The organism is Azospirillum rugosum, assembly GCF_017876155.1.
Taxonomy (GTDB): domain Bacteria; phylum Pseudomonadota; class Alphaproteobacteria; order Azospirillales; family Azospirillaceae; genus Azospirillum; species Azospirillum rugosum.
The window spans coordinates 1-26458 of record NZ_JAGINP010000007.1; the positions used below are offsets into that span (position 1 = coordinate 1).

Below are 26458 nucleotides of genomic sequence, written 5' to 3' on the forward strand. Positions count from 1 at the left end.
GGGCGCCAGCTCGCGTGGAGCCATCCTTGAAATACCACCCTTGAGGTCTCTGGCATCTAACCGCGCTCCGTGATCCGGAGCCGGGACCCTGCATGGCGGGTAGTTTGACTGGGGCGGTCGCCTCCCAAAGCGTAACGGAGGCGCGCGATGGTTGGCTCAGAGCGGTCGGAAATCGCTCGACGAGTGCAATGGCATAAGCCAGCCTGACTGCGAGACGGACAGGTCGAGCAGAGACGAAAGTCGGCCATAGTGATCCGGTGGTCCCACGTGGACGGGCCATCGCTCAACGGATAAAAGGTACGCCGGGGATAACAGGCTGATGACTCCCAAGAGTCCATATCGACGGAGTCGTTTGGCACCTCGATGTCGGCTCATCACATCCTGGGGCTGGAGCAGGTCCCAAGGGTTCGGCTGTTCGCCGATTAAAGTGGTACGTGAGCTGGGTTTAGAACGTCGTGAGACAGTTCGGTCCCTATCTGCCGTGGGTGTCGGAGTTTTGCGAGGATCTGTCCCTAGTACGAGAGGACCGGGATGGACATACCTCTGGTGGACCGGTTGTGACGCCAGTCGCATCGCCGGGTGGCTAAGTATGGACGGGATAACCGCTGAAAGCATCTAAGCGGGAAACCCACCTCTAAACCAGAACTCCCTTGAGAGCCGTGACAGACCATCACGTCGATAGGAGGCATGTGGACGGGCGGCAACGCCTGAAGCTGAGCCTTACTAATCGCTCGATCGGCTTGATCCCACCGCGCAGCACCACGCGCAGCGGCCAGCCCACACAAGCAAGCACCCCAACTCCGCCGCAAGAACAAAACGTCCTCACTTACCAAAGCCCGTCCGGTTGGATGGCTCGCGTGTGCCTTGGTGACCTGGTGGTCATGGCGAGGCTCCCAACACCCGATCCCATTCCGAACTCGGCCGTGAAACGCCTCAGCGCCGATGGTACTGCGTCTCAAGACGTGGGAGAGTAGGTCGCCGCCAGGTCACCACGGCACACGCCAATCCCTTCCGGCTGGACGGCGATCGTCAGTCACTTACGCACGTCTTCACGAACACACGAAAAGCCGGCGCTCCCCTCAGGAGCGCCGGCTTTTCGTTGTTGGCGCGTTGGCTGGACCGGAAAGCGCCGGGCGTTGGGCCCCCACCCCGGCCCTCCCCCGCTGGGCGGGGGAGGGAGAGAAGCTCAGTCTTTGTAGGATTGCACCGTCTGCTGTTGTTCGCCGAGGCCCTCGATGCCGAGACGCATCGTTTGGCCGGGCTTCAGCCAGGGCTGTGGCTTTTGGCCCAGGGCGACGCCCTGCGGCGTGCCGGTGGCGATGATGTCGCCGGGAAGAAGGGTCATGAAGCGGCTGATGTAGGAGACGATATCGGCGACCGTGAAAATCATGTCGCCGGTCGTGCTGTCCTGCCAGCGCTTGCCGTCCACCTCAAGCCAGAGGCGGAGCGCCTGGGGATCCGGGACCTCGTCGCGCGTGACCATCCAGGGGCCGAGCGGGCAGAATGTGTCGGCGCTCTTGCCCTTCACCCACTGGCCCGTGCTCTCGATCTGGAAGGCGCGCTCCGACACGTCGTTGACGACGCAATAACCGGCGATGTGATCGAAGACGTCGGCCTTTTCGACATAGCGGGCGGTCTTGCCGATGACGATGCCGAGTTCGACCTCCCAGTCGAGCTTCGTGGAGCCTTTGGGGGCGATCACCGGGTCGTTGGGGCCGCTGATCGACGTGGTCGCCTTCATGAACAGCACCGGTTCTGCCGGTTCGGCCATGCCCGACTCGGCGGCGTGGGCGCGATAGTTCAGGCCGACGCAGACGACCTTCGACACGCCGGCGACGCAGGGACCGAGACGCGCGCCTTCCGGCACCGCGGCCAAGCGCTCCGGGTCGAGGGCGCGCAGCCGCGCCAGCCCTTCGTCGGTGAGGGTGGCCGGATCGATGTCGGCCACGACCCCCGACAGGTCGCGGACGACGCCGTTCCCGTCCAGAAGACCCGGCCGCTCGTGCCCCTGCGGACCGAAACGCAACAGCTTCATGACAGACCTCTTCCCTTCCCGGTTTGGTTGGACCGCGCCTTCGCCGCTGAACGCGTGCGGTTGGGGACGCCCGCAAAGGGGCTGTTCCGTCGCGGTTTGGTCTGGTGTACGCTTTTTTCAGGGATGGGGAAACCAGACGGGAGGCGGACATGCCGGTGTGGCGCCGTTACCTCGTGAAGGAAACGTCCGGGCGGTTGGTCGAACTGCCGAGCCGGCTGTACGACCGCGCCGACGACGGCACCGCGCCCATTCCCGACTTCGCCGGCCGTTGCGTAGAAATGGTGGCCGCCGTCATGGTCGGAGCGACCGGCCGGGACGTCCAGGTGACGGAAGTCAGCTTCACCAAGCTGTATTTCGACCAGTCCGGCTTCGTTGACCAAGCCAAGCGGGACCGCATGATCCGGTTGATGCTGGAGAGTTGCGCGGACCGGCGCTGCCCGGAGGACGCAAAATCCCCTGCGCGGCTGGTGGTCGACGGGGCGGGACGCTCGTCCGGTAAGAGGAGCTGTGCAAAGGACTGCGCGATGCTGGCCCGCCGCGCCGACGCTGCACGCCACGAACTGATGCGCGACTTCGGCTGGAAGCCCGCGCCTGCGGATATGGACGCAGTGCGTCACGTGCTCGACGTGCATGGGGTTGGCGACCGGACCACGACCCCGGCTATGACAAAGCCGGCTATGACAAAGAGTGAGCACGGCGCGCCGACGGTCCATTGACGGGAGCGGGGAGGGCGTCGGCCCCTGGTCCTGCGGCGATCCGGCCCCATATGGGACTGGGTAGCCAAGGAGAACCGCGCGCCCATGCATCGCCCCGACACCGCCCGCAGCCTGTCGCTCGCCCGCTTGCGGCAACTCGCCCTGATCGGCATGGGGTGGACGATCATCGGGCTGGGCGTGCTGCTCGCGCCCTTGCCGGGTCCGGGCGGTCTGCCCGTCATGCTGCTCGGTGGGGCCATCCTTCTGCGCAATTCCGCGGACGCGCGTCGGCTGTTCGTGCGCATGAAGCGCCGATACCCGCGCCTGTTCCACCCCGTCGAACGCATCCGCCTGCGGCTGCGCCGCCGCCGCTACGAGGCCCGCGCCGGGAGCATGGCGGACTGACAGGGCTGGACAGGCGTTCGCCGCTACGGCAATCCTGTGCTCCCCCGGAGAGAGGTCCGGCGGTGCACTGGAGGCTGTGGTGAAGTCCGGCAACGCGATCCTGTCGAGCTACGGAACGACGATTTTCGAGGTGATGTCCCGCCTGTCGGAGGAGCATGGGGCGATCAACCTCGGCCAGGGCTTTCCCGACGACCGTGGTCCCGCCGATGTGCTGGAGGCGGCGTCGAAAGCGTTGCTGGAGGGCTGGAACCAGTATCCCTCGATGATGGGCACGCCGGACCTGCGCCAGGCGCTCGCCGCGCACGGCAAACGTTTCTACGGGCTGGACGTCGATTGGAAGACCGAGGTGATGGTCACCTCCGGCGCCACCGAGGCGCTGACCGCCTGTCTGCTCGGCCTGATCAATCCGGGCGACGAGGTGGTGCTGTTCCAGCCGATGTACGACAGCTATCTGCCCATCGTCCGGCTGGCCGGCGGCGTTCCCCGCTTCGTCAGCCTGAAGGCGCCGGACTGGAGCTTCAGCCGGGCCGACCTGGAGGCGGTGTTCTCGCCGAAGACCAAGCTCGTCCTCATCAATGATCCGTTGAACCCCGCGGCCAAGGTCTTCTCCCGCGCGGAGTTGGAGTTGCTGGCGGAGTTCGTGCAGCGGTTCGACGCCTTCGCGGTCTGCGACGAGGTGTACGAGCACATCGTCTTCGACGGCCGCACCCACATCCCGCTGATGACCCTGCCGGGAATGCGCGACCGCTGCCTGAAGATCGGTTCGGCCGGGAAGACCTTCTCGCTGACCGGCTGGAAGGTCGGCTACGTCACCGCGGCGGCGCATCTGCTGCAACCGGTCGCCAAGGCGCACCAGTACATCACCTTCACCACGGCGCCCAACCTCCAGACCGCGGTGGCCTACGGGCTCGGCAAGGAGGACGCCTATTTCGGCGGGCTGGCCTCCGGGCTTCAAGGCAAGAGGGACCGCTTGGCCGAGGGGTTGCGCTCCGTCGGATTCGATGTGCTGCCGTCGGCCGGCACCTATTTCGTGGTCGCGGACGTGTCGCCCTTCGGCTTCGACGGCGACGACGAGGCCTTCTGCCGCCATCTGACGGCCGCGGCCGGCGTGACCGCCATCCCGGTCGGCGCCTTCTTCGTCCAGGATGCCCCCAAGACCTTCATTCGCTTCTGCTTTTCGAAGAAGGACACCATCCTCGACGAGGCGGTGGAGCGTCTGCGGCGGCATTTCGGGCGACGCTGATCCCCTGCGACAATTCGCCAGGGATGCAGTCCCTTTTCGGGAGGATTTTCGGCGTGCTTATGGTTTAGTGTCGATATCATCGCGACACGATCTTGCGCCGCGCGGCACGACCGCGCGTGGCGTCGGGGATGAACCAGATGCAGGCACCGGTGTCCTTCCGATGGGGCGTGGTTGTTGCCACCGCGGTCGCCCTGGTGGTCGTGTGGGGAGGCTACGCCCATGTCGCCCGCACGGTGCTGCACGACCACATCAAGGTGACGGTCGCCCAGGCCGAGACCATGGCCCGTGGGTTTGAGAACAGCACCCACCGCGCCGTCCGCGAGGTGGACATCAGCCTGCGGAACCTGGGGATGGAGCTGGAGGAGGGCGGGGTGGAGCACGCCCGCCGGATCGCCGACCAGGACCTCTACGACCGCAACCTCATCCGCCGCTTCACGGTTTTCGACATCGACGGACGCCCGGTGTTCCGCAGCGACGGCAACGCGGGGGCCCAGTCGCGCTGCGAGTCCGCGGCCTTCGCCCATTTCAAGGGCGGCGGGCCGGATGAGCTGCGCATCGGGCAGCCCTACGCGGACCCGAACTGCGGACCGGGCATCCCGTTCAGCCGGCGCGTGGCCGGGCCCGACGGCCGGTTCGACGGGATCGTCGTCGCCAACGTCGACCCGCAGGTGCTGGCCGACTTCTACCGCCAGGCGAACCTCGGGCCGCGGGGATCGGTGACCCTGGTCGGGCTCGACAAGGTCATCCGCGCCCGCGGGGCGTGGGGCGAGCAGGACGCGGTCGGGCTGGACATTTCCCACTCGCGCCTGTGGGAGGAACTGGACCGGGCGCGGGCCGGCGTCTACTGGCAGGAGACCAGAACCGATGGGCTGCTGCGCGCCTACGCCTACCGCGCGCTGGAGGGATACCCGCTCCTGGTCGCGGTGGGCGTGGCCATGGCCGACATGGAGGACGGCGTCGCCGACCTGCGGCGCACGCTGCTGATCATCGCCGCGCTGCTGACCAGCTCGACCGTGCTGGTGGCCGCTTTCCTTCTGGTGCAGCACCGGACGTCGGAGCGGCTGCGCGCCGCGCTGACCGTGAACCGCGATTTCCTGGCCCGCATCAGCCACGAGCTGCGCACCCCGCTCAACGCGATCCTCGGCTTCTCCGAGGTGATCCGCGACCAGCTTCTGGGGTCGTCGGCCGGACCGCGCTACGCCGGTTACGCCAAGGACATCCACGACTCCGGGCGGCACCTGCTGTCTCTGATCGACGACATCCTGGACCTTGCGCGGTTGCAGGCCGGCGATTTGCCGCTGGACCCGCGTCCCCTGGACATCGCCGCGACCGTCCAATGGGCGATCCGCATGATGGCGCCGCAGGCGCAGGCCAAGCACATCCGCCTGGACATGCACGTCGATCCCGCAACGCCGTCGGTCACCGCCGACGACCGCGCGATGAAGCAGATGCTGCTGAACCTGTTGAGCAACGCCGTCACCTTCACGCCGGAGGGTGGGCGCATCCTGGTCCGCGCGGCGGGCGCGCGGGGCTGCTGCCGGATCGAGGTGGTGGACAACGGCATCGGCATGACGCCGGAGCAGCTCAATCAGGCGGTGGTGCCGTTCGGGCAGCCGACGGCCATGGTGGTGCGGCCGGGGCAGGGCAGCGGGCTTGGCCTGTCCATCGTCAAGTCGCTGATGGAAGCGCACGGCGGGCGCCTGCGCATCGACAGCCGCCCCGGCGAGGGCAGCCGCTTCACGCTCGAATTCGGTGGCCGCGCCCTCTGCTGACGGCCCCTGTGTTGAACGTCGCCCCTTGTTGCACTTTTTGACGGCGTGTTGCGTTTTTCGGGGACGGACCGCAAAGCCATAGCGAAACCACAAACGCTTGGGCATACTCCGCGCCGATTTTTCTAAAGCGCCGTCCCGGCCGCCTGCGGGCGAGGATGGCTGGTCCAGGGAATCTCGTATGCTGCGTGCTTTGGCGCGTGTCTGTGCCGTTCTCGTCGCCTCATCCACCCCCGTCATCGCCGCCGACGCCCCGCCGCCGGAGCCCGCGCCCTTTGGCGTGTCCGGCGCCGAGGTGGTCGCCGAGCGCGACGTGCCGCAAGCCTGCTTCACCTTCACCGACCGGCTGGAGAAGTCGCGCGCGGTGAACTACCGCGACTATGTGGAGGTGGTGCCGCTGGGCGAGGGGGCGGCCCGGGCCGACGGCGCCCAGCCGCCGGCGCGCGACGTCGTCGCCCGCGACCGCACGCTGTGCGTGGACGGGCTGCAGCACGGGCAGAAGTACCGCATCACCCTGCGCGACGGCCTGCCGGGCAACGACAGCAAGCGCCTGCCGACCGCCGATGTCCGCGAGATCGAGGTGCCGAACCGCAAGCCGTCGCTGGCCTTCCGCGGCGCCGGCTACATCCTGCCGCGCATCGGGGCGGACGGGCTGCCGCTGCGCTCCATCAACCTGGACCGCGCCAAGCTCCAGGTGCTGCGGATCAACGACCGCTCGCTGGTCGAGAAGATCTATTTCGGCCGCATCAGCCAGCAGCTGTCCGACCACGAGGTGGGCGAGATCCTCGACCGCTCCGGCCAGGAGGTGTGGCGTGGCGAGATGGCGATCAGCAACAGCCGCAACCAGGCCGTGGTGACGCCGTTCCCGATCGACGCCGTGCTGGGCAAGCTGGAGGCCGGCGTCTACATCGCCGTCGCCAGCACCGAGGACATCAAGCCCGGCGGCTGGGACCACAAGGCGACGCAGTGGTTCGTGGTGTCCGACCTCGGCCTCAACACCATCATGGGGGACGACTCGCTGGTCGTCTTCGCCCGATCGGTCGCCACCGCGGCGCCGGCGGAGGGGGTGGAGCTGCGGCTGCTCGCCCGCAACAACACCGAACTCGGCAAGGCGCAGACCGGGCCGGACGGGCTCGCCCGCTTCGACCTCGCGGCGCTGCGCGCGGCCGGCACGGAGCCGGCGCAGGCGCTGTTCGCCTACCGCGGGGCGGGCGATTTCGGCTTCCTCGACCTCGCCACGCCGACGGTGTCGAACAGCACGCCGAACGCCGGGAGCCCCGGCGGGGCGCCGGCGGGTGCCGCGCCGGTCCGCGTCACCCTGCGGCCGGGCCAGCCCGACGCCTTTCTCTACACGGAACGCGGCATCTACCGGTCGGGCGAGACCGTGAACCTGGCGATGCTTCTGCGCGACGCCGACGCCAAGCCGGTCACCGGCCGCCCCGTCACGCTGGTCATCCAGCGCCCGGACGGATTCGAGGTGGAGCGGCGCCCGCTGGCGGAGTCCGGCGGCGGCAGCGCCTCCACCCGCATCGAGCTTCCGCCCAGCGCCTTCACCGGCACCTGGACGGTCACCGCCCATGGCGAGCCGGACCCGGCGGCCGGCAACAGCGGCCAGGGCAGCGGTCAGAATGGCGGCCAGGGCAGCGGAGTCGGGCCGGTGCTCGGCCGCACGGAGTTCCTGGTGGAGGACTTCGTTCCGCCGCGCCTCGACGTGGCGCTGAGCGCGGACGCGAAGGAGTTGCCGGCGGATGGTGCGACGACTCTGACGCTCGACGGCCATTTCCTCTACGGCGCCCCGGCGGCGGGCCTGCCCGGCGAATTGTCGGTGACCCTGCGCGCGGCGGCCAACCCCTACCCGAACCTGCCCGGCTACCGATTCGGCCTCGCCCAGGAAGAGGTGAAGCCGCAACGCGCCGACCGGCCCGGCTTCACCACCAACCGCAACGGCCAAGCCAAGCTCGACCTCAGCCTGCCCAAGGCGCCGGAGAGCACGAAGCCGTTGGAGGCGGTGGTCCGCGCCACCCTGCTGGACATCGGCGGCCGTTCGGTCAGCCGCGACCTCGTCCTGCCGGTGCGCCACCAGCCCTTCGCCATCGGCGTCCGCCCGCGCTTCGAGGGAGAGGGGGTGCCGGAAGGCGCCACCGCCGGATTCGACGTCGTGGCGGTCGGCCCGGACGGGCAGCCCATGGACAAGGATGACCTGTCCTACGAGCTGTTCGAGGAGGACTACGACTATGTCTGGTTCGAGGCGAACGGGCGCTGGGACTACAAGGTGACCGTGCGCGACCAGCGCGTCACCGGTGGAACGCTGGCCGCGCAGGCGGCCAAGCCGGCCTCGGTGGAGGCGCCGGTCGGCGCCGGCCGCTATCGGCTGGAAGTGTTCGATTCCAAGACGGGCGTCGCGACCAGCCTGCGGTTCGCCGCCGGCTGGTGGATGACGCCGACGGCCGGCGAGCGGCCGGACGAGGTCGACGTGACCGTCATGCTGCCGGCCTACAAGGGCGGCGAGACGGCGTGGGTCTATGTGAAGCCCCCCTACGACAGCCAAGTGATGATCGCGGTCGCCGACCGCCGAATCCGGCAGGCCACCACCCGTCGTATCGGGCCGGAGGGCGCCTTCCTGGAAATCCCGGTCGACCCCACCTGGACCGGGGGCGTCTATGTGCTGGCGACGGCCTTCGCCACGCCGGACGCCCAGAACGCGGCGGGGGGCACCGCTGGCAAGGGCGGCGGCCCGCGGCGCGCCGTCGGTTTGTCCTGGCTGGGCGTCGACGCGGGGCAGCGGGCGCTCGACGTGCGCGTCGCGGCCCCGGCGGAGACCGAGCCGCGGCGCCCGGTGACCGCCGAGGTGACGCTGAACGGCGTGCCGGAAGGCGCGCCGGCCTTCGTGACCGTCGCCGCGGTGGATGACGCGGTGCTGCAGCTGACCGACCAGCACACGCCGGATCCGAACGACCATTACCTGGGCAAGCGCCGCCTGGGTGTGGAACTGCGCGACGTGTTCGGGCGGCTGATCGACCCGGCGGTTCTGGACGCCACCCGCACGCGCCCCACCGCCGCGCCGCGCCTGCGGCAGGTCGGCGTGACCGTGCCGCAAAAGTCGGAACGCGTGGTCTCGCTGTTCTCCGGCGTCGTGCCGGTGGGGGCGGACGGCAAGGTGTCCGTGCCGCTCGACATTCCGGATTTCCAGGGGCGCCTGCGCCTGATGACGGTGGCCTGGGCCGGCGACAAGCTGGGCCACGACGAATCGTCGATGCTGGTCCGCGACCCGGTCCTGGCCGACCTGGGCGTGCCGCGTTTCCTTGCGCCTGGCGACAGGGCCGTGGTGCCGGTCACGCTGGACAACATCGGCGGCCCGGCCGGCGATTATCAGGTGAAGCTGATCGCCAGCGGCGCCGTCTCGCTGAGCGATCCGGAGGTCGCCGTGAAGAACCTCGGCCGCGGCAAGCGCGCGTCGGCCGGCCGGGTGCTGACCGCGACGGGCGTGGGCGCCGGCCATGTGGCGCTGGACGTCACCGGGCCGGATGGGCTGCGCATCACCCGCCAGTGGGAGGTCGCGGTGCGGCCCTCCACCCCGCTGGTCACCCGCCGCATGGCCATCATGGTGCCGCCGGAAAAGCCGGTGGAACTGCCGACCGACCTGTTCTACGGCATCCGGCGCGAAACGGCCGCGGTGTCGCTGTCCTTCGGCGCCCTGCCGGACATCGACGTGCCGGGGCTGCTGGCGTCGCTTGAGCGGGCCGGCGCCAACGGGCTGGAGGCGACGGTCAGCCGCGCGCTGCCGCTGCTGTCCATGGGCGACGTGGCGGTCGGGCTCCGCATGGCGTCCGACGAGCGGGTCAAGGCGCGCGTGCAGCGCGCCGTGGACCGCGCGCTGACCTTCCAGCGCCAGGACGGCTCCTTCGCCGCCTGGTCGCCGAAGGGCGACGCCGACTCCTGGCTCACCGCCTACGCGCTGGACTTCCTCAGCCGCGCCAAGGCCGCCGGCTATCGCGTGCCCGAGGTGCCGCACCGCCGGGGGCTGGACGGGCTGCGGGCGACGCTCGACAACGCCTGGGTGGAAGGCGACGAACTGCCGGGCCGCGCCTACGCGCTCCATGTGCTGGCGCGCGCCAAGATGATCGACGCCGGGGCGGTCCGCTATTTCCAGGAAAACTTCTGGGACAAGCTGCAGACCGACTTCGCCCGCGCCCAGGTCGCCACGGCCATCGCCGCGCTCGGCGACGGCAACCGCGCGGGCGAGGCCTTCGCGCGGCTGAGCGGCGCGCGGGTCGTGTCGGCCAGCCTGCGCGACTACGGCTCATCCCTGCGCGACGACGCCGGGGTGGTGGCGCTGATGGCGGAAAGCGGAGTCGTGGACCGCGACCGCCTGGCCCAGGCGGCGGAGCGCCTGTCCAAGACCTACGCCGCGTTGCGCGTCACCAGCGCGCAGGAGCAGGCCTGGACCCTGCTCGCCGCCAAGGCGCTGATCGACCGGGCGCCGCCGGCGAAGATCGCCCAGGGCGATCAGATCGTGGAGGCGGCCAAGCCCCTGTTCCAGCGCGTCGATCCGGCGGCGGTCCCGGCGGTCCGCAACGCCGGCGGCGAACCGCTGCGCCAGATCGTCTCGGTCGTGGGCATCGCCGAGCAGGCGCCCGCGGCGGAGGAGCAGGGCATGACCGTCACGCGCGGCCTGTTCGACATGACCGGCCATCCGGTGGACCCGGCCGGCGTGCGGCAGAACGACCGCTTGGTGGTGATCCTGGAGGGCTCCGCCACCGATCCGGTGGACCACCAGACCTTGGTCACCGACCTGCTGCCGGCCGGCTTCGAGATCGAGGCCGTGCGGCTGGCCGGCACCGGCGGGCCGCTCGGCGACCTGTCCTGGCTGGGCGAGCTGACGACTCCGCGCGCCGTGGACTACCGCGACGACCGCTTCGTCGCCGCCGTGGATCTGACCAAGCAGGCGCCGCGCTTCCGACTCGTCTACCTGGTGCGCGCGGTGACTCCGGGCGAGTTCACCATGCCCGGCGCCGTGGCGGAGGACATGTACCGCCCCTACCAGACCGGTCGCACGGCCGCTGTCCGGCTGCGCGTGCTGCCGGAGTGAGGGGAGCGATGTGATCTGTTGGGTTTCGCTTCGCTGCACCCAACCTACGGCTCAGCCCGACGGGACGGTCGTAGGTCGGGTGAAGCGAAGCGCAACCCGACAAATCCCTAGATCAAATCCCTAAATCAGTTTCCGGCGGTCGTCGTCGCGCTGCCGCGTGATCAGCATCATGATCACCACCACGACCGCGAAGAAGGCGGTCAAGGCCACGTAGAACAGCAGCGCGAACCCAACGGTCATGGTGCCGACCAGCACCATGGCGAGTATCCAGACCCCCAGCGATACGATGGCGCGTGACGACATCGGCTGCCCCAACCCGTGCTGGTCCGCCCTGGGCCGCGGCGTCTGGGCGGCGGTGACCGGCGGATCTTTGTTTGCGATTCGAAGGTGCCATAGTTTGGTGTCCAAACGATGTGGCATCCTGTCACAGCGCGCGTGCGCCGCACCCCGTTTGAAACAGCCAAGGGTAGAGGCCGTTGCGGTACCCCGCAGTCCGGCTTGACAGCGATTGGAGTCGGCCTTACCTTTACGTAAACGTCAACCAATGACGGACGCGGCCATCAAACGGGGCCGACAACGGGCATGGGAAGGGTGGGACGGCATGGCGCAGCCGGCGCGAAGCATGGGCTGGGACGCCCGCGACACCGAAGGCCAGGGCGCAGGCACGCCTGACGATGGGCGCAGCTACAGCATCGGTGCGCTCGCCGACGAGTTCGGCCTGACCCACCGCACCATCCGCCATTACGAGGACGAAGGGCTGCTGGCCCCGGCGCGCGAGGGCACGGCCCGAGTCTACAGCCGCCGCGACCGGGCGCGCCTCGCCCTGATTTGCCGCGGCAAGCGGCTGGGCTTCAGCCTCGCCGAGATCAAGGAATTCCTGACCCTCTACGACGCCGACGAGGCGCAGTTGGAGCAGATGCGCTTCATGCAGCGCATCGCCCGGCGGCGCATCGGCGACCTTGAACGCCAATTGCAGGATGTCCAGCAGACGCTGGCGGAACTGCGCACCATTGACACCCAGATCTCCGATCACTTCCGCCGCAGCGGAATCACGGAGACGCAGACCCCGGAGGAACCGCGCTCATGAAATCGGTCGTCATCGCCGGCTATGCCCGCTCTCCCTTCACCTTCGCCAGCAAGGGCGAACTGACCAAGGTCCGTCCGGACGACCTGCTGGCCCACGTGGTCAAGGCGCTGGTCGAGCGCACCGGCGTGAACCCGGCGGACATCGAGGACGTGGTCGTCGGCTGCGCCTTCCCCGAGGGCGAGCAGGGCATGAACGTCGCCCGCACCGTCTCCTTCCTGGCCGGCCTGCCGCAGAGCGCCGCCGCGACGACGATCAACCGCTACTGCGGATCGTCCATGCAGGCGATCCATCAGGCGGCGGGCGCCATCCAGATGGGCGCCGGCGAGGTCTTCGTCTGCGGCGGCATCGAGTCGATGACCCGCGTTCCGATCATGGGCTACAACCCGCTGCCCAACCCGACCCTGAAGCAAAGCTATCCGGAGTCCTACTGCTCCATGGGCATCACGGCGGAGAACGTCGCCCGCCGCTATGAGATCGCCCGTGCCGACCAGGAGGCCTTCGCCGTGGCTTCCCACGCCAAGGCCGCCGCCGCGCAGGCCGAAGGGCGTCTTTCGGAGGAGATCGTCGCCATCCCGACGACCGGCGGCGCCGCGGTGGAGCGCGACGGCTGCATCCGCCCGGGCACGACGGCGGAGGGGCTGGCCGGCCTGAAGCCCGCCTTCATGGCCGACGGATCGGTCACCGCCGCCACCTCCTCCCCCCTGACCGACGGCGGCGCCGCGGTGCTGGTGACGACGGAGGAGTACGCGAAGGCCAACGGCCTGCCGATTCTCGCCCGCATCCGTTCGGTCGCGGTCGCCGGCTGCGCTCCGGAGGTGATGGGTCTCGGCCCGGTTCCCGCCGCCCAAAAGGCCTTGCAGCGCGCCGGCTTGTCCGTCGGCGACATCGACATCATCGAGCTGAACGAGGCCTTCGCCTCCCAGGCCATCGCCTGCATGCGCGACCTGGACATCGACCCGGCCAAGGTGAACCTGGACGGCGGCGCCATCGCGCTCGGCCACCCGCTGGGCGCCACCGGCGCCCGCATCACCGGCAAGGCCGCGGCCCTGCTGAAGCGCGAGGGCAAGCAGTTCGCGCTGGCCACCCAGTGCATCGGCGGCGGCCAGGGCATCGCCACCATCCTGGAAGCGGTCTGACGGCGCGGCCGGGAAGGGAGGCAACGACCATGACCATCAAACGCGCCGCCGTGATCGGCTCCGGCGTCATGGGCAGCGGCATCGCCGCCCATTTCGCGAACGCCGGCATCCCGGTCGTCCTGCTGGACATTCCGGCAAAAGAGGGTGACGACCGCAGCGCCATCGCCAAGGGGGCTCTCCAGAAGCTGCTGAAGGCCGACCCCGCGCCCTTCATGCACCCCAAGAACGCCAAGCTGGTCACCCCGGGCAACCTGGAGGACGACCTGCACCTGCTGGCCGACGTGGACTGGATTGTCGAGGCGATCGTGGAGAACCCGGCCGTGAAGGCCGACCTCTACAAGCGCATCGACCCGGTGCGCAAGGACGGCTCCGTGGTGTCGTCCAACACCTCGACCATTCCGCTCGGCGTGCTGGTGGAGGGCCAGTCGGAGTCGTTCCAGCGCGACTTCATGATCACCCACTTCTTCAACCCGCCGCGCTACATGCGCCTGCTGGAGATCGTGGGCGGGGAGAAGACAAGGGGTCACGCGCTGGCCGCCGTGGCCGACGTCTGCGACCGGCAGCTCGGAAAAGGCGTGGTCCGCTGCAAGGACACGCCGGGCTTCATCGCCAACCGAATCGGCGTCTACTGGATCCAGACGGCCATCAACGCCGCCGTGGACCTGGGCCTGACGGTGGAGGAGGCGGACGCCGTCGTCGGCCGCCCCATGGGCATCCCGAAGACGGGCGTGTTCGGTCTGGTGGACCTCGTCGGGCTCGACCTGATGCCGCACATCGCCAAGAGCCTGCTCGCCACCCTGCCGGAAAACGACGCCTACCGCAGCGCCTTCCGGGAGCATCCGGTGATCACGCGGATGATCGCGGAAGGCTACACCGGCCGCAAGGGCAAGGGCGGCTTCTACCGCCTGAACCGCGCGGGCGGCGGCAAGGTCAAGGAAGCCATCGACTTGGTTACCGGCGAATACCGCCGCTCCGACAAGCCGAAGCTGGAGAGCGTCACCGCCGCCGGCCGCGACCTGCGGGCGCTGGCGGAATTCCCGGACAAGACCGGGCAGTACGCGCGCCGGGTGCTGGCCCACACGCTGGCCTACGCCGCCTCGCTGGTGCCGGAGATCGCCGACAGCATCGTCGCGGTCGATGAGGGCATGAAGCTCGGCTACGCCTGGAAGCAGGGCCCGTTCGAGTTGATCGACCGGCTGGGCACGGACTGGTTCGCGGAACTCTGCCGCAGCGAGGGCATCCCCGTGCCGCCGCTGGTCGAACAGGCCGCCGGTCGTCCCTTCTACCGGGTGGAGGATGGCAAGCTCCAGCACCTGACCACCGCCGGCGTCTACGACACGGTGGTGCGGCCGGACGGCGTGCTGCTGCTGGCCGACATCAAGCGGGCGTCGAAGCCGGTGTGGAAGAACGGCTCGGCCAGCCTGTGGGACATCGGCGACGGCGTGCTGTGCGTCGAATTCACCAGCAAGATGAACGCGCTGGACGGCGACGTGATGGCCGCCTATGGCAAGGCCATGGGGCTGATCGGCGACGGCAAGGGTGACTGGAAGGCGCTGGTCATCCACAACGAGGCCGACAACTTCTCCGTCGGCGCCAACCTGGGCCTCGCCCTCTTCGTGCTGAACATCGGCCTGTGGCCGCAGATCGAGGAGATGGTGGAGGCCGGCCAGCGCACCTACCGCGCGCTGAAATACGCGCCCTTCCCGGTGGTGGCGGCCCCCAGCGGGCTGGCGCTCGGCGGCGGGTGCGAGATCCTGCTGCATTCCGACCACGTCCAGGCCCACGCCGAAACCTACATGGGCCTCGTCGAAGTCGGCGTCGGGCTGATCCCGGCCTGGGGCGGCTGCACGGAGATGCTGGCCCGCGCCGCGGCGAACCCCAAGGTGCCGAAGGGGCCCATGCCCCCGATCGCTACGGCCTTCGAGACCATCAGCCTCGCCAAGGTCGCCAAGTCGGCGGCGGAGGCCAAGGACCTGATGTACCTGCGCCCCTCCGACGGCATCACCATGAACCGCGACCGGCTGCTGGCCGACGCCAAGGCAAAGGCGCTGGAACTGGCGGCCAACTACAGCCCGCCGGAAAAGACGACCTACACGCTGCCCGGCCCGACCGGCGCGGCCGCGCTGGAACTGTTCCTGGAAGGCTTCGCCCTGCAGGGCAAGGCCACGCCGCACGACGTGGTCGTCTGCGGCAAGCTGGCCGGCGTGCTGACCGGCGGCCCCAAGGCCGACGTTACCCAGCCGGTGACCGAGGAGCAGATGCTGAGCCTTGAGCGCAAGGCCTTCATGGAACTGGTGCGCACCGCCGGCACCATCGACCGGATCGAGCACATGCTCACCACCGGCAAGCCGCTGCGGAACTGATCGGGGAGGACGCAAGAATGCCGATTTACAAGGCTCCGCTCGAGGATGTGCGCTTCGTCCTCGACGAGATCGTGGGCGCCGGGAAGCTGGCCGAACTGCCGGGCTACCAGGACGCCACGCCGGACCTGATCGCCCAGGTGCTGGAGGAAGGCGCAAAGCTGTGCGAGGAGGTGCTGTTCCCGTTGAACCAGTCCGGCGACGCGGAAGGCTGTACGTTCGAGAATGGCGTGGTGCGTACGCCGAAGGGCTTCAAGGAAGCGTACGGCACGTACATCGAGGCGGGGTGGCAGGGCCTGTCCTGCGACCCGGCCTATGGCGGGCAGGGCCTGCCGAAGCTGGTCAACACGATGCTGGAGGAGTTCATCTGCTCCGCCAACCTCAGCTTCGGCATGTATCCGGGCCTGTCGCTGGGCGCCTACAACGCGCTGTCCACCTATGGCTCCGACCCACTGAAGCAACGCTTCCTCGGCCGGCTGGTGGACGGGACCTGGGCCGGCACCATGTGCCTGACGGAGCCGCATTGCGGCACCGACCTCGGCATGATCCGCACCAAGGCGGTCCCGCAGGAGGATGGCAGCCACAAAATCACCGGCACGAAGATCTTCATCTCCGCCGGCGAGCATGACCTGACCGAGAACATCCTGCACCTCGTCCTGGCGCGCCTTCCCGACGCGCCGGCCGGGACGCGTGGAATCAGCCTGTTTCTGGTGCCCAAGTTCCTGCCCAACGAGGACGGCACGGTTGGCCCGCGCAACGGCGTCGCCTGCGGTTCCATCGAGCACAAGATGGGCATCAAGGCGTCCTCGACCTGCGTCATGAACTTCGAGGAGGCCACCGGCTGGCTGGTCGGCGAGCCCCACAAGGGCATGCGCGCCATGTTCGTGATGATGAACGCGGCCCGCCTCGCCGTCGGCATCCAGGGGCTGGGGCTGGCCGAAGTCAGCTACCAGAACGCGGTCGCCTACGCGAAGGAGCGTCTGCAGGGCCGGTCGCTGAAGGGCGCACAGCACCCGGACAAGCCGGCCGACCCGATCATCGTCCATCCGGACGTGCGGCGGAACCTGATGACCGCCCGCGCCTTCACGGAGGGCGCTCGTGCGCTCGGCGCATTGGTCGGTTACCAGCTCGACGTGGCCGAACGCCACGCCGACGAGCGGACGCGGAAGGAGGCCGACGAGTTCGTCCAGCTGATGACGCCGATCGTCAAGGCCCTGTTCACCGACATCGGCTTCGACGCCGCGAACATCGCGGTCCAGGTGCATGGCGGCCACGGCTTCATCTGGGAAACCGGCGTGGAGCAGTATGTCCGCGACGCGCGCATCTGCCAGATCTACGAAGGCACCAACGGCATCCAGGCGCTCGACCTCGTCGGCCGCAAGATGCCGCAGGACATGGGGCGCCTGCTGCGCCGCTTCTTCCATCCCGTCGCCGCGGACATCGAGGCCGACATGGAAACGGAGGATCTGGCCGAGTTCGTCCTGCCGCTCGCCAAGGCCTTCGCCAAGCTGCAGCAAGCGACCGCGGTCATCGCCCAGAAGGGCCTGAAGGACCCGGAGGAGGCCGGTGCGGCCGCCAGCGACTACCTGCGTCTGTTCGGCTTGGTGGCGCTCGGCTGGATGTGGCTGCGGATGGTCAAGGCCGCCCGAATGAGGCTGGCGACCGAGGAGGGCAACGCGGCCTTTCTGGAGGCCAAGGTCAAGACCGCCCGGTTCTACATGGCCAAGCTGCTGCCGCAGACCAACGCTCTGTTCATCACCATCATGGCCGGCGCCAAGCCGCTGATGGAGTTGGAGGAGTCCGCCTTTTAAAACCTTTCCAGACGAGCTTCCCGCTGTCGGGCCGGGTCTGGTGTGAAAGCACCAGTTCCGGCCCATTTTCATAAAGAAGAGCGCATAAGGGGAATGCGGACTTGTCTCTTGCGACCTCTTCCTTTAGATGCCTTTTTGCTGTGCGAGCGGTTTCCACCCGCCGTCGAAGGCTATATGATGCCAATACCATATCCCCGGTCGCCGTGTGGCTTTCTATGCCGGTGTATGCCTATGAGTGTGACAAAGGTTAAATTCAGGTTGTCCGCGCACGCCGAAATGTGGTACATCTGAATAGACATTACACTAGGTATGGCCTTTTTATATCTTTTGGATTTGGGTCATATGATGGTTGAAAGTGGCCCGAATTTTTTCCGTAACCGTGTGACAGAGCATTGATAGCACTGCGTACAGGAGCATCGCTCATGAAGATCCTGATCGGAGACGACCACGTGCTGTTCCGGGAGGGATTGCGCAGGCTGCTGGAGCAGCTGAAGGAAGGCGCTTCTTTCCAGGAAGCCAGCAACTTCGATGAGCTGCTGGAGAAGGCCGGGGCGGGGGAGACCTACGACCTCGTCCTGACCGACTTGCGCATGCCGGGTTGGCCGGGCTTCAGCGGCATCCAGATGTTGCGCGAACGCCAACCGGACGCCAAGGTCGTGGTGGTGTCAGCGTCGGAAGCGCATCACGATGTGCGCGACGCGCTGGAGCATGGTGCTTCCGGCTACATTCCCAAGTCGTCCAGCGTGAAGATCATGCTGAGCGCCCTGGATCTGATCTTCTCCGGCGGCGTCTATGTGCCGCCCACCGTGCTGCGCGAAGGCACCGAGGCGGAGACGCGGATCGGTTCCGGTGCCGGCGCGATGCCGCCGACCGACCCGCAGCTGGAGCAGCTGCTGACGCAGCGCCAGCGCGAGGTGCTCGACCGCCTGCGCGAGGGCAAGTCCAACAAGCAGATCGCCCACGAACTTGGGCTGTCGGAAGGAACCGTGAAGATCCACATGACGGCGATCTTCAAATCGCTCGGCGTGCGCAACCGCACCCAGGCGGCGATGGCCTTCCCGCAATCCCATTCCGCCTGACCGGCCGGTCGCCAAGGCGGCTCGACATGCGAAGCGCCCGCGGCTCTCTCCGCGGGCGCTTCGCGTTTCAGGGTATTCCGTCCGTGACGCTGGTTCAGCCCATGCCGGCGACGTAGCCGCGCAGCGACTCGACCTCGAGTTCCGCGTCGTCGAGCCGAGCCTTGACCACGTCGCCGATGCTGACGAGGCCAACGAGCTGGTCGTTCTCCATGATGGGCAGATGGCGGATGCGGCGCTCGGTCATGACCGCCATGATGCGGGATACGGTGTCGCTTGGCCGGCCGGTCACCAGATCGCGCGTCATCAGGTCGGCGGTCGGCCGGTCCAGTGCCTGGGCGCCGTCCGCCGCAACGGCGCGGACAATGTCACGCTCCGACAGGATGCCGACGGGTACTCCGTCGTCCCCCATGACCAGGACGGCACCGATGCGGTGCTGGGCGAGCGTGCGGGCGACGGCGGAAACCGGGTCGTCAGGACGCGCCGCGATGATGGCGCTGCCCTTCCGCTTCAGTACGGCGGCGATGTGCATGTTGCTCGTTCCTCCCTTGCGGATGTCGCATGGCTGATGCTCCCGCAGCATCGGCTGTGGTGGAAGGCTCGAAAAAGAACAGGCCGGGCACCCCCAACGGAGTACCCGGCCTGTTTTCGACCACCGCGATGCGCGCCCGAGAGCGCGCCCCGGCCTGATGATTAGAAGCGGTAGCCGATGCCGACGCCGACCAGCCACGGGTCGAGGTGGACCTTCGACTTCACGACCGGGCCCAGGTTGGTCTGGGCGGTCACGTCGGTCTTCAGGAAGATCTTCTTGACGTCGAAGTTCAGCGACCACGGGCCGGAGATGGCCACGTCCACACCGGCCTGCAGGGCGAAGCCGAAGCGGTTCTCATAGTCGGTGTTGGTGATGGCGAGGCCGATGCCGTTCGGGGTCTTGGCGGCGTCCTCACGGTAGAACAGGGTGTAGTTGATGCCGGCGCCGATGTAGGGGCTGACGCGCTCCTTCGTGAAGAAGTGGTACTGCGCGGTCAGGGTCGGCGGCAGCAGCGACACCTTGCCGATGTCGACCGAGTTGCCGAGGCCGTTCAGCGAGCCCGACACCTTGTGGCGGCTGGTGCCGGCGATCAGCTCCAGCGCGATGTTGTCGGTGACGAAGTAGGAGAAGTCGAGTTCCGGGATGTAGTCGTTGCCGACGTTCGCCTCACCGATGTCGGTGGCGCCGTTCAGCTTCAGCTTGCCATCTTCCTGCGGCAGCACGGCCAGGCCACGCGCGCGGATCACGATGTCGCCCGCGGACTTGCCCTTGAAATCCTGGGCCAGCGACGGAGAGGAAACGGCGGCGAGAGCCGTGGTCGCCAGCAGGGCGGCGGCGGCGCGCTTCAGGAAAGTCATGGGATTTCGCTCCAGGGCAATATTGTGCTGATGTTCGTTCGTTGGCTTATGCCTGGAGATGTATTACCAGAGTTTTTCTAGGGTTGCTACACGAGTGCAACCAATCCGTCGCGCTGCGGCGGCTTTGCAACAGCGGCGAGATGTCGCATGGACAGGTTCTCCTACTGCGGCGGTCGGGTACCCGGCGGTGCTGTGTTCCGCGGGATCTGCGCCAGGCAGTTCTGCACGATGGCGTAGCACTGGCCGAGCCGGGACGACCCGTAGGACGCCCCGCCATAGACGATCCGTTCCACCACGCCGTTGCGCAGGGTGAAGGTGGCCTCGCAATCCACGCTGTAGACGTCGGCGGCGTAATAGCCGGGCCACCCGCCCCAGCCGTAGCCGTAGGGCGCGCCCCAATATCCGCCGTAGCCGCCCCAGGCCGGGTAGGACACCAGCTTGCTGCTGTTGTAGGTGAAGAATTCCCGGTCGCCGGCGGTGGCCTGCCGGTTGGGCACGCCGGCGCAGGACAGAAGCGTCTGCTTCGGGAGGCCGATCAGGGCGTCCTGGGCGAACATGGCGTTGTCCGCGGCGGGGTTGGCGCAGGCCGCGACCGCGCAGAGGCCCGAGAACGTTAACAACCGGAACGCAACGCGACTCGTCCTGCCTATCATGGTCGCTCCCTCCTCAGGCGCCCCGCAGGCGGGAGGGCGCCAAATCCTCCGCACGCACGCCCAGCGCCGCGACCTCCGCCGGCAGGGAACCGCCGGTCGCCAGCGCGGCGGCGGTGCGGCCCATGGCCGGCGCCGTCTGGATCCCATAGCCGCCCTGGCCGGCCAGCCAGAAGAAGCCGTCGGCCGTACCGTCGAAGCCGGCCACCGGCACCTTGTCGGCGACGAAGCTGCGCAGCCCCGCCCACTTGTGCGCGATTCTCCGAACAGTGAAGCGGGCCGCCTGTTCCAACCGGTCGATGGCGATGGCGACGTCCAACTCCTCCGGTTGAATGTCGCAGGGTTCCACTGGGGTTTCGTCGGCCGGGGAGAGCAGGAGGCGACCGGCGTCGGGCTTCACATAGAACTGTTCGTCCACGTCGATGACCATGGGCCAGCCGTCCAGCCCGGCGGAATCGGCCGGATCGGCGAAGACCGGATCAAAGGTCAGGGCGGTGCGCCGCTTCGGCATCAGCCCGAGCGGCCGGACCCCGGCCAGTTCGGCCACCACGTCGGCCCAGGCGCCCGCGGCGTTGACCAGCACGGGCGCGGCGAAGCTCCCCGCCGGAGTCTCCGCCACCCACAGACCGTCGCGGCGCGCCAGCGCCTGCACGCCCGCGTCGGTGATCAGCCGGCCGCCGCGCGCCTTCAGCCTGCGCAGGTAGCCGGTGTGGATGGCGTGGACGTCCATGTCCATGGCGTCGGGCTCCCAGACCGCGCCGGCTACATAGTCGGTACGGAGGAAGGGCGCGCGGGCCAGGGCCTGGGCGGCGTCCAGCCGTTCCACGCTGGGGGTGAGGCGCCGCCCCTCGGTGAAGTCCCGCTCCAGCGCGGCGGTCTGGTCGGCGCGGCCGATCAGCAGCACGCCGCGCGGGGTCAGCAGCGGGTGCTCGGAAAAGCCGTCGGGCGGGTTGGTGTAGAAGTCCCAGCTCGCCACCGTCAGGGCGCGGACCGTCGGATGCCCGTAGGTCTGGGTGTAGAGCGCCGCCGACCGGCCAGTGGAGTGGTAGCCCGGCTGGCTTTCCCGTTCCAGCACGATGACGGTGCCGTGCGCGGCCAGTTCATAGGCCGCCGATGCCCCGGCCATGCCGCCGCCGATGATCAGGAAATCCGCGCGCTCCACTGTGCTCTCCTTGCCGATCTGAAGTCCGGATTGTTCGGTTCCACGGTTCATCGTAAGCGCCGGGAGTGGCCGAATGAAACACTGTGAAACGCTGTGAGACATGAAATTCGGTGATGTCGCACGGCGGGGTTTCCGGTGTGGTCTGTGGGGAAAAAATCCTACAGTGAATGTGGCGCCGGAGCAAGGAGGTTCCGGGCCGTGCGGAAACCTTGGAAATCTTGAAGCACTCACCGAAGGGCGGGAGAGGGGATGGACGGACGTCGCGGTTCTTTGGTGGGTTCGGCATACGTGCATCCCCCTCACCCTAACCCTCTCCCCGGAGGGGAGAGGGGATTGACGTCGCGTAGCAAGGGTGTCGGCACACGTGACGCTTCACGGGCCGTTACGCCGCCCCCCTCAGCTCCTCTGCCCGCTTCAAATCGACGCTCACCAGTTGCGACACGCCGCGCTCTACCATGGTTACGCCGAACAGGCGGTCGACGCGGGCCATGGTCAGGCGGTGGTGGGTGATGATCAGGAAGCGGGTGTTGCCCTCGCGCGCGATGTCGTCGACGAGGTCGCAGAAGCGGCCGACGTTGGCCTCGTCCAGCGGGGCGTCCACCTCGTCTAGCACGCAGATGGGTGCCGGGTTGGAGCGGAAGACGGCGAAGAGGAGGGAGAGGGCGGTCAGGGCCTGCTCGCCGCCGGACAGGAGGGAGAGGACCTGGAGCTTCTTGCCCGGTGGGCTGGCGTAGATCTCCAGGCCGGCCTGCAAGGGATCCTCCGCGTTCACCAGCTCCAGGTGGGCCTTGCCGCCGCCGAACAGGCGGGTGAAGAGGTCCTGGAAGTTGCGGTTCACGCTGTCGAAGGAGGCGACCAGACGCTCCCGCGCCTCGCGGTTCAGGCTGGCGATGCCCTGGCGCAGGCGGGCGATGGCGCTGATCAGGTCCTCGCGCTCGGTCTGGAGGGCGGTGATCTGCGACTCCAGTTCGGCGACCTCGATCTCCGCGCGCAGGTTGACCGGGCCCATGTTCTCGCGCTCGCGGGTCAGCTTTTCCAGGCGCGATTCCAGGACCGTCACGTCCGGCATGGGCTCGTCGGGGTTCAACTCGGCGGCGGCGCGGGTCTGTTCCGGGCGGCAGTTCAGCCGTTCGGCGATGCGCTCGGTCAGCGACTGGCCGTTCTGGAGCGCGGCGGAGACGGCGGCCTCGGCGTGGGCGCGGGCCTCGCGGGCGTCGGCGAGGCCGGATTCGGCCTGTTTCAGAGCCTTTTCGGTCTCGGCAAGGCGGGTTTCCGCCTCCGCCAGCACGTCGGCGGCGCGCTTGCGGGCGCGCTCAGACTCGCTGATCTTGCCGAGAAGGGCTTGGCGGTCGGCTTCGATGGCGGCGGGGCGGCTTTGCAGCTGGGCCAGTTCGGATTCGGCGGCGTCGGCGCGCTGCCTCAGCTCGGCGACGCGCCCGCCGGCACCGGCGGAGCGGGTGCCCCAGGAGGCGACGTCCTGCTGGATGGCCGACAGGCGCTGGCGGCGCGCCTGGGCCTCGCGGGTCAGGCGGTCCAGCGCGTTCTGCTTCTCGGCCAGCACGGTGCGCCGCTCGGCCAGCGTGGCGCGGCGGTCGTTGACGGCGTCGCGGCCCTCGCGCGCGTCGGGCAGGGCGTCGAGAAGCTCGCGGGCTTCCGACAGCTTGGCGTCGGCGTCCTGTTGGTCGGCGGTCAAGCGCTCGATGCCGTCCACCAGGGCGGCGAGCTTCGAGGCGGCGGCGTCGGCCTCGCGGGCCAGCTTGGCGTGGCGGTCGCGCGCGGCGGTCACGCCGGCGAAGGCTTCGCGCACCGCGTCGCGGGCGCGGCGGTCGGCCTGGGCGGCCTCCTCCACCGTGCGGCGGGCGTCGTCGAGGGCGGCGCGGACCACCTCCAGCTGTTCGTCGGCGAGGTCCAGCTCGCCGCGCAGCTCGTTCAGGCGGTTGCGCTGCTTCAGGCGCACGGCGGCGGCGGTGGGGGCGCCGGCCTGGACGGTCAGCCCGTCCCAGCGCCACGCGCCGCCATCGCGGCTGACCAGGATCTGGCCAGGGGCGAGGGAGGGCGCAAGGGAGGTGCCGGTGACGGCGTCGGCGACCACGCCGATGTGGGACAGGGCGCGCGCGGCGGCCGCCGGTCCCTTGACGCGCTTGGCCAGCGGCTCGGCGCCGGCAGGCAGGGGGGCGGCGGAGTCGTAGGGCGGCAGGTCGCGCCAGTGGACGGGGGCGGCCTCGTCCAGCGGGGCGGTCAGGGCGTCGCCCAGTGCCGCAGCCAGCGCGCCCTCGTAGCCGGGGGCGACGGTGACGGCGTCCACCAGCGGCGGGAACAGGTCGCCGGAGCCGGCGGCCAGAAGCTCGGAGAGGGCCTTTTCCTCGGCCTTCAGCTTGGCGCGGGCGGATTCGGCGGCCTGCACGGCTTCGCGGGCGCGGGCCTGGGCGGGTTCGGCGTCGGATTTGGCACGCTCCGCCCGCTCGGCGGCGTCGCGGGCCTCCTCCAGGCGCTGCTCGGCCAACTCGACGGCCAGTTCGGCCTCCGCCACGTCGGCGCGGGCGGCGATGTCCTTTTCGAGGGAGTCGCGCTGCGCCTGCTGCTCGGCGAGGCGCTTGGCGAGGCCGGCGGCCCGCGTTTCAAACTCGGCGACCTGACGCTGGGTGGACGCGCGGCGGGCCTCGTCGGCGGCGACCTGCTCGGTCAGGCGGGTCAGCTCGCGGTCGAGTTGGTCGACGGCTTCGCGCGCTTCGGCCAGGGCCTCGCGGGCGGCCTCCTCCAGCATCTCCTCGTCGTCCTGGGCGGCCAGCAGGCGGTCGCGTTCCGCCTCCAGGCGGGCCAGGGCGTCGCCGGCGTCGGCGGCGAGCGCTTCCTCGCGGCCGAGGTCGCCAGCGATCTGCTGGAGGCGGGAGACGAGCGCGCGCTGCTGCTCGGCGACGCGCTTCTCCTCGGTGTCCAGCTGCTCCTTGGCGATGACGAGGCGCTGGAGGCCGGCCGCGGCGGCGGCCTCGGCCTGACGCTTTTCCGGCAGGCCGGCGGCGTGGTCCGTGCGGCGGGTGGTCAGCTGGGTGACGGCCAGCATCAGCTCCCGCACCGCGCCTTCGGCGGTGGCGTGGGCGGCGCGGGCGCGCGACAGCTCGGCCTCGTGCGCGATCCAGCGCAGGTGCCAGAGCACGGCCTCCGCCTTGCGGATCTGTTCGGAGAGGTTGCGGTAGCGGGCGGCCTGCCGCGCCTGCTTCTTCAGGCTTTGCAGCTGGGTGTCCATCGCCCCGATGACGTCGTCGAGGCGCATCAGGTTGGACTCGGCCGCCTTCAGCCGCAGTTCCGCCTCGTGCCGGCGGGAGTGCAGGCCGGTGATGCCCGCCGCCTCCTCCAGCAGCATGCGGCGGTCCTGCGGCTTGGCGTTGATGATCTGGCCGACCTTGCCCTGGCTGACCAGCGCCGGGGAATTGGCGCCGGACGCGTTGTCGGCGAACAGAAGCTGGACGTCGCGGGCGCGCACCAGCTTGCCGTTGATGCGGTAGTCGGAGCCGTTGCCGCGCTCGATCCGCCGCGTCACCTCCAGCTCGTCGTGCTCGTTGAAGCCGGCGGGGGCGGTGCGCGTGCGGTTGTCGATGAGAAGGGCGACCTCGCCCAGGTTGCGCGCCGGACGGTTGGCCGTGCCGCCGAAGATGACGTCGTCCATGTCGTCGCCGCGCATCTTCTTGGCGGAGGTTTCCCCCATCACCCAGCGCAGCGCCTCCACCAAATTCGACTTGCCGCAGCCGTTCGGGCCGACGATGCCGGTCATGCCGGGCTCGATCACAAGCTCGGTGGCGTCGACGAACGACTTGAAGCCGGACAGGCGGAGGCGCGTGAACAGCACGGTCTTACTTCAGCAGCTTGTCGATCGCCGCGGCGAAGGTCTCGAACGACTGCGCGCCGCCGATGGTCGCGGCCCCGTCGTTCAGGATGAAGGTCGGGGTCGACTCGACCTTGTGCTTGTCGGAGCCCGTCAGGCGGCTTTGCAGGATGCCGTCGGCCAGCTGCTGGTTCGTCAGGCAGGCGTCGATGGTCGCCTGGCTCATGCCCGCCAGCTTGCCGTACTGGGCCAGCGCCTTGGCCGGGTCGGAAGCGCGGCTCCACTGCCCCTGGCTCTTGAACAGGACGTCGATCAGCGGGTAGTAGCGCTCCGCCGGGGCGCAGCGCTGCAGCATGGAGGCGCGCAGCGCCGCCTGGTCGAGCGGGAAGTCGCGGAACACCAGCTTCACCTTGCCGGTGTCGATGTACTTCTCCTTGATCTTGGGCAGGGTTTCCGTGTGGAAGGTGGCGCAGTGCGGGCAGGTCATCGACGAATAGTCGAGGATCGTCACCGGCGCCTTCGGGTCGCCCAGCACGCGGTCCGCGAGCATGTCCGCCAGCGGCGGCAGGGTGGCCGTTTCGGCCACCTGCGTGGGGGCCACCGGCGCGGGCAGGGTCTGCCCGTTGGACGGCCGGGATCCGACGATGGCAAGCCCGACGATCAGAGTCATCCCGATGCCGAGCAGGGTTAGAATGCCCAAAAGGTTGCGGTTCACTTTGGCCTCATCCCTA

General features: G+C 68.9%; 18 protein-coding genes and 2 rRNA genes. 12 read left to right on the forward strand and 8 right to left on the reverse strand.

Features of this window, described 5'->3' with window-relative positions:
* Both J2851_RS11185 and rrf read left to right on the forward strand, forming a co-directional pair.
* Positions 1–748: ribosomal RNA gene (locus tag J2851_RS11185) — 23S ribosomal RNA — on the forward strand; the annotation flags it as partial.
* A gap of 123 nt (positions 749–871) precedes the next feature.
* Positions 872–987: ribosomal RNA gene (rrf, locus tag J2851_RS11190) — 5S ribosomal RNA — on the forward strand.
* A gap of 199 nt (positions 988–1186) precedes the next feature.
* On the opposite strand, the gene J2851_RS11195 is transcribed toward rrf, so the two are convergent.
* On the reverse strand, positions 1187–2035 hold the full coding sequence (locus tag J2851_RS11195) for a fumarylacetoacetate hydrolase family protein (protein WP_209766359.1): 849 nt from the start codon (positions 2033–2035) through the stop codon (positions 1187–1189).
* Positions 2036–2184: 149 nt separating this feature from the next.
* Here J2851_RS11195 and J2851_RS11200 point away from each other — a divergent pair, with 149 nt between their 5' ends.
* From J2851_RS11200 to J2851_RS11220, 5 genes are all read left to right on the forward strand, one after another.
* Positions 2185–2751, forward strand: coding sequence for a hypothetical protein (locus J2851_RS11200; protein ID WP_209766360.1), 567 nt, complete (start codon positions 2185–2187; stop codon positions 2749–2751).
* Between the two features lie 84 nt (positions 2752–2835).
* On the forward strand, positions 2836–3135 hold the full coding sequence (locus tag J2851_RS11205) for a PGPGW domain-containing protein (protein ID WP_209766361.1): 300 nt from the start codon (positions 2836–2838) through the stop codon (positions 3133–3135).
* Between the two features lie 79 nt (positions 3136–3214).
* Positions 3215–4378, forward strand: coding sequence for an aminotransferase (locus tag J2851_RS11210; protein WP_209766362.1), 1164 nt, complete (start codon positions 3215–3217; stop codon positions 4376–4378).
* A 137-nt stretch (positions 4379–4515) separates the two neighbouring features.
* Entirely contained in the window at positions 4516–6150 is a 1635-nt protein-coding gene (locus J2851_RS11215) for a sensor histidine kinase (RefSeq protein WP_209766363.1), read from the forward strand.
* A gap of 178 nt (positions 6151–6328) precedes the next feature.
* A complete protein-coding gene (locus J2851_RS11220) occupies positions 6329–11236 on the forward strand; it encodes an alpha-2-macroglobulin family protein (RefSeq protein WP_209766364.1) in 4908 nt (1635 codons plus the stop codon).
* 120 nt (positions 11237–11356) lie between these two features.
* Here the strand turns inward: J2851_RS11220 and J2851_RS11225 are convergent, their stop codons facing one another.
* A complete protein-coding gene (locus J2851_RS11225; RefSeq protein ID WP_209766365.1) occupies positions 11357–11539 on the reverse strand; it encodes a hypothetical protein in 183 nt (60 codons plus the stop codon).
* A 298-nt stretch (positions 11540–11837) separates the two neighbouring features.
* Between J2851_RS11225 and J2851_RS11230 the strand changes: the two genes are divergently transcribed.
* From J2851_RS11230 to J2851_RS11250, 5 genes are all read left to right on the forward strand, one after another.
* Positions 11838–12323: a MerR family transcriptional regulator gene (locus tag J2851_RS11230; protein ID WP_209766366.1), complete on the forward strand. Its 486-nt coding sequence runs from the start codon at positions 11838–11840 to the stop codon at positions 12321–12323.
* Positions 12320–13459 carry a thiolase family protein gene (locus J2851_RS11235; RefSeq protein ID WP_209766367.1) on the forward strand — a complete coding sequence of 380 codons (1140 nt, stop codon included), beginning with the start codon at positions 12320–12322 and terminating at the stop codon, positions 13457–13459. Before J2851_RS11230 ends, J2851_RS11235 begins: the two co-directional genes overlap by 4 nt.
* Before the next feature lie 29 nt (positions 13460–13488).
* The gene (locus tag J2851_RS11240) at positions 13489–15822 is read left to right on the forward strand and encodes a 3-hydroxyacyl-CoA dehydrogenase/enoyl-CoA hydratase family protein (RefSeq protein ID WP_209766368.1); all 2334 of its coding nucleotides are present in this window, start codon (positions 13489–13491) and stop codon (positions 15820–15822) included.
* Positions 15823–15839: 17 nt separating this feature from the next.
* Positions 15840–17630 (forward strand): acyl-CoA dehydrogenase C-terminal domain-containing protein, encoded by a 1791-nt coding sequence (locus J2851_RS11245; protein WP_209766369.1) that lies wholly within the window; start codon positions 15840–15842, stop codon positions 17628–17630.
* 422 nt (positions 17631–18052) lie between these two features.
* Positions 18053–18709, forward strand: coding sequence for a response regulator (locus J2851_RS11250; RefSeq protein WP_209766370.1), 657 nt, complete (start codon positions 18053–18055; stop codon positions 18707–18709).
* 94 nt (positions 18710–18803) lie between these two features.
* Here the strand turns inward: J2851_RS11250 and J2851_RS11255 are convergent, their stop codons facing one another.
* From J2851_RS11255 to J2851_RS11280, 6 genes are all read right to left on the reverse strand, one after another.
* The gene (locus tag J2851_RS11255; protein ID WP_209766371.1) at positions 18804–19238 is read right to left on the reverse strand and encodes a CBS domain-containing protein; all 435 of its coding nucleotides are present in this window, start codon (positions 19236–19238) and stop codon (positions 18804–18806) included.
* A gap of 161 nt (positions 19239–19399) precedes the next feature.
* Positions 19400–20095, reverse strand: coding sequence for an OmpW/AlkL family protein (locus J2851_RS11260; protein WP_209766372.1), 696 nt, complete (start codon positions 20093–20095; stop codon positions 19400–19402).
* Between the two features lie 161 nt (positions 20096–20256).
* Positions 20257–20652, reverse strand: coding sequence for a hypothetical protein (locus J2851_RS11265; protein ID WP_246500585.1), 396 nt, complete (start codon positions 20650–20652; stop codon positions 20257–20259).
* Between the two features lie 109 nt (positions 20653–20761).
* Entirely contained in the window at positions 20762–21907 is a 1146-nt protein-coding gene (locus tag J2851_RS11270) for an NAD(P)/FAD-dependent oxidoreductase (RefSeq protein WP_209766374.1), read from the reverse strand.
* Between the two features lie 382 nt (positions 21908–22289).
* On the reverse strand, positions 22290–25751 hold the full coding sequence (gene smc / locus J2851_RS11275; protein ID WP_209766375.1) for a chromosome segregation protein SMC: 3462 nt from the start codon (positions 25749–25751) through the stop codon (positions 22290–22292).
* Between the two features lie 4 nt (positions 25752–25755).
* Positions 25756–26442, reverse strand: a complete 687-nt coding sequence (locus tag J2851_RS11280; RefSeq protein ID WP_307419518.1) for a DsbA family protein — start codon at positions 26440–26442, stop codon at positions 25756–25758.
* Positions 26443–26458: the final 16 nt, after the last annotated feature.

Excerpts from the sequence above, each read along its gene's own strand:
- J2851_RS11195 (WP_209766359.1), bottom strand. The coding sequence starts at position 2,035 with ATGAAGCTGTTGCGTTTCGGTCCGCAGGGGCACGAGCGGCCGGGTCTT.
- J2851_RS11200 (WP_209766360.1), top strand. The coding sequence starts at position 2,185 with ATGCCGGTGTGGCGCCGTTACCTCGTGAAGGAAACGTCCGGGCGGTTG.
- J2851_RS11205 (WP_209766361.1), top strand. The coding sequence starts at position 2,836 with ATGCATCGCCCCGACACCGCCCGCAGCCTGTCGCTCGCCCGCTTGCGG.
- J2851_RS11215 (WP_209766363.1), top strand. The coding sequence starts at position 4,516 with ATGCAGGCACCGGTGTCCTTCCGATGGGGCGTGGTTGTTGCCACCGCG.
- J2851_RS11220 (WP_209766364.1), top strand. The coding sequence starts at position 6,329 with ATGCTGCGTGCTTTGGCGCGTGTCTGTGCCGTTCTCGTCGCCTCATCC.
- J2851_RS11225 (WP_209766365.1), bottom strand. The coding sequence starts at position 11,539 with ATGTCGTCACGCGCCATCGTATCGCTGGGGGTCTGGATACTCGCCATG.
- J2851_RS11230 (WP_209766366.1), top strand. The coding sequence starts at position 11,838 with ATGGCGCAGCCGGCGCGAAGCATGGGCTGGGACGCCCGCGACACCGAA.
- J2851_RS11235 (WP_209766367.1), top strand. The coding sequence starts at position 12,320 with ATGAAATCGGTCGTCATCGCCGGCTATGCCCGCTCTCCCTTCACCTTC.
- J2851_RS11240 (WP_209766368.1), top strand. The coding sequence starts at position 13,489 with ATGACCATCAAACGCGCCGCCGTGATCGGCTCCGGCGTCATGGGCAGC.
- J2851_RS11245 (WP_209766369.1), top strand. The coding sequence starts at position 15,840 with ATGCCGATTTACAAGGCTCCGCTCGAGGATGTGCGCTTCGTCCTCGAC.
- J2851_RS11250 (WP_209766370.1), top strand. The coding sequence starts at position 18,053 with ATGAAGATCCTGATCGGAGACGACCACGTGCTGTTCCGGGAGGGATTG.
- J2851_RS11255 (WP_209766371.1), bottom strand. The coding sequence starts at position 19,238 with ATGCACATCGCCGCCGTACTGAAGCGGAAGGGCAGCGCCATCATCGCG.
- J2851_RS11260 (WP_209766372.1), bottom strand. The coding sequence starts at position 20,095 with ATGACTTTCCTGAAGCGCGCCGCCGCCGCCCTGCTGGCGACCACGGCT.
- J2851_RS11265 (WP_246500585.1), bottom strand. The coding sequence starts at position 20,652 with ATGTTCGCCCAGGACGCCCTGATCGGCCTCCCGAAGCAGACGCTTCTG.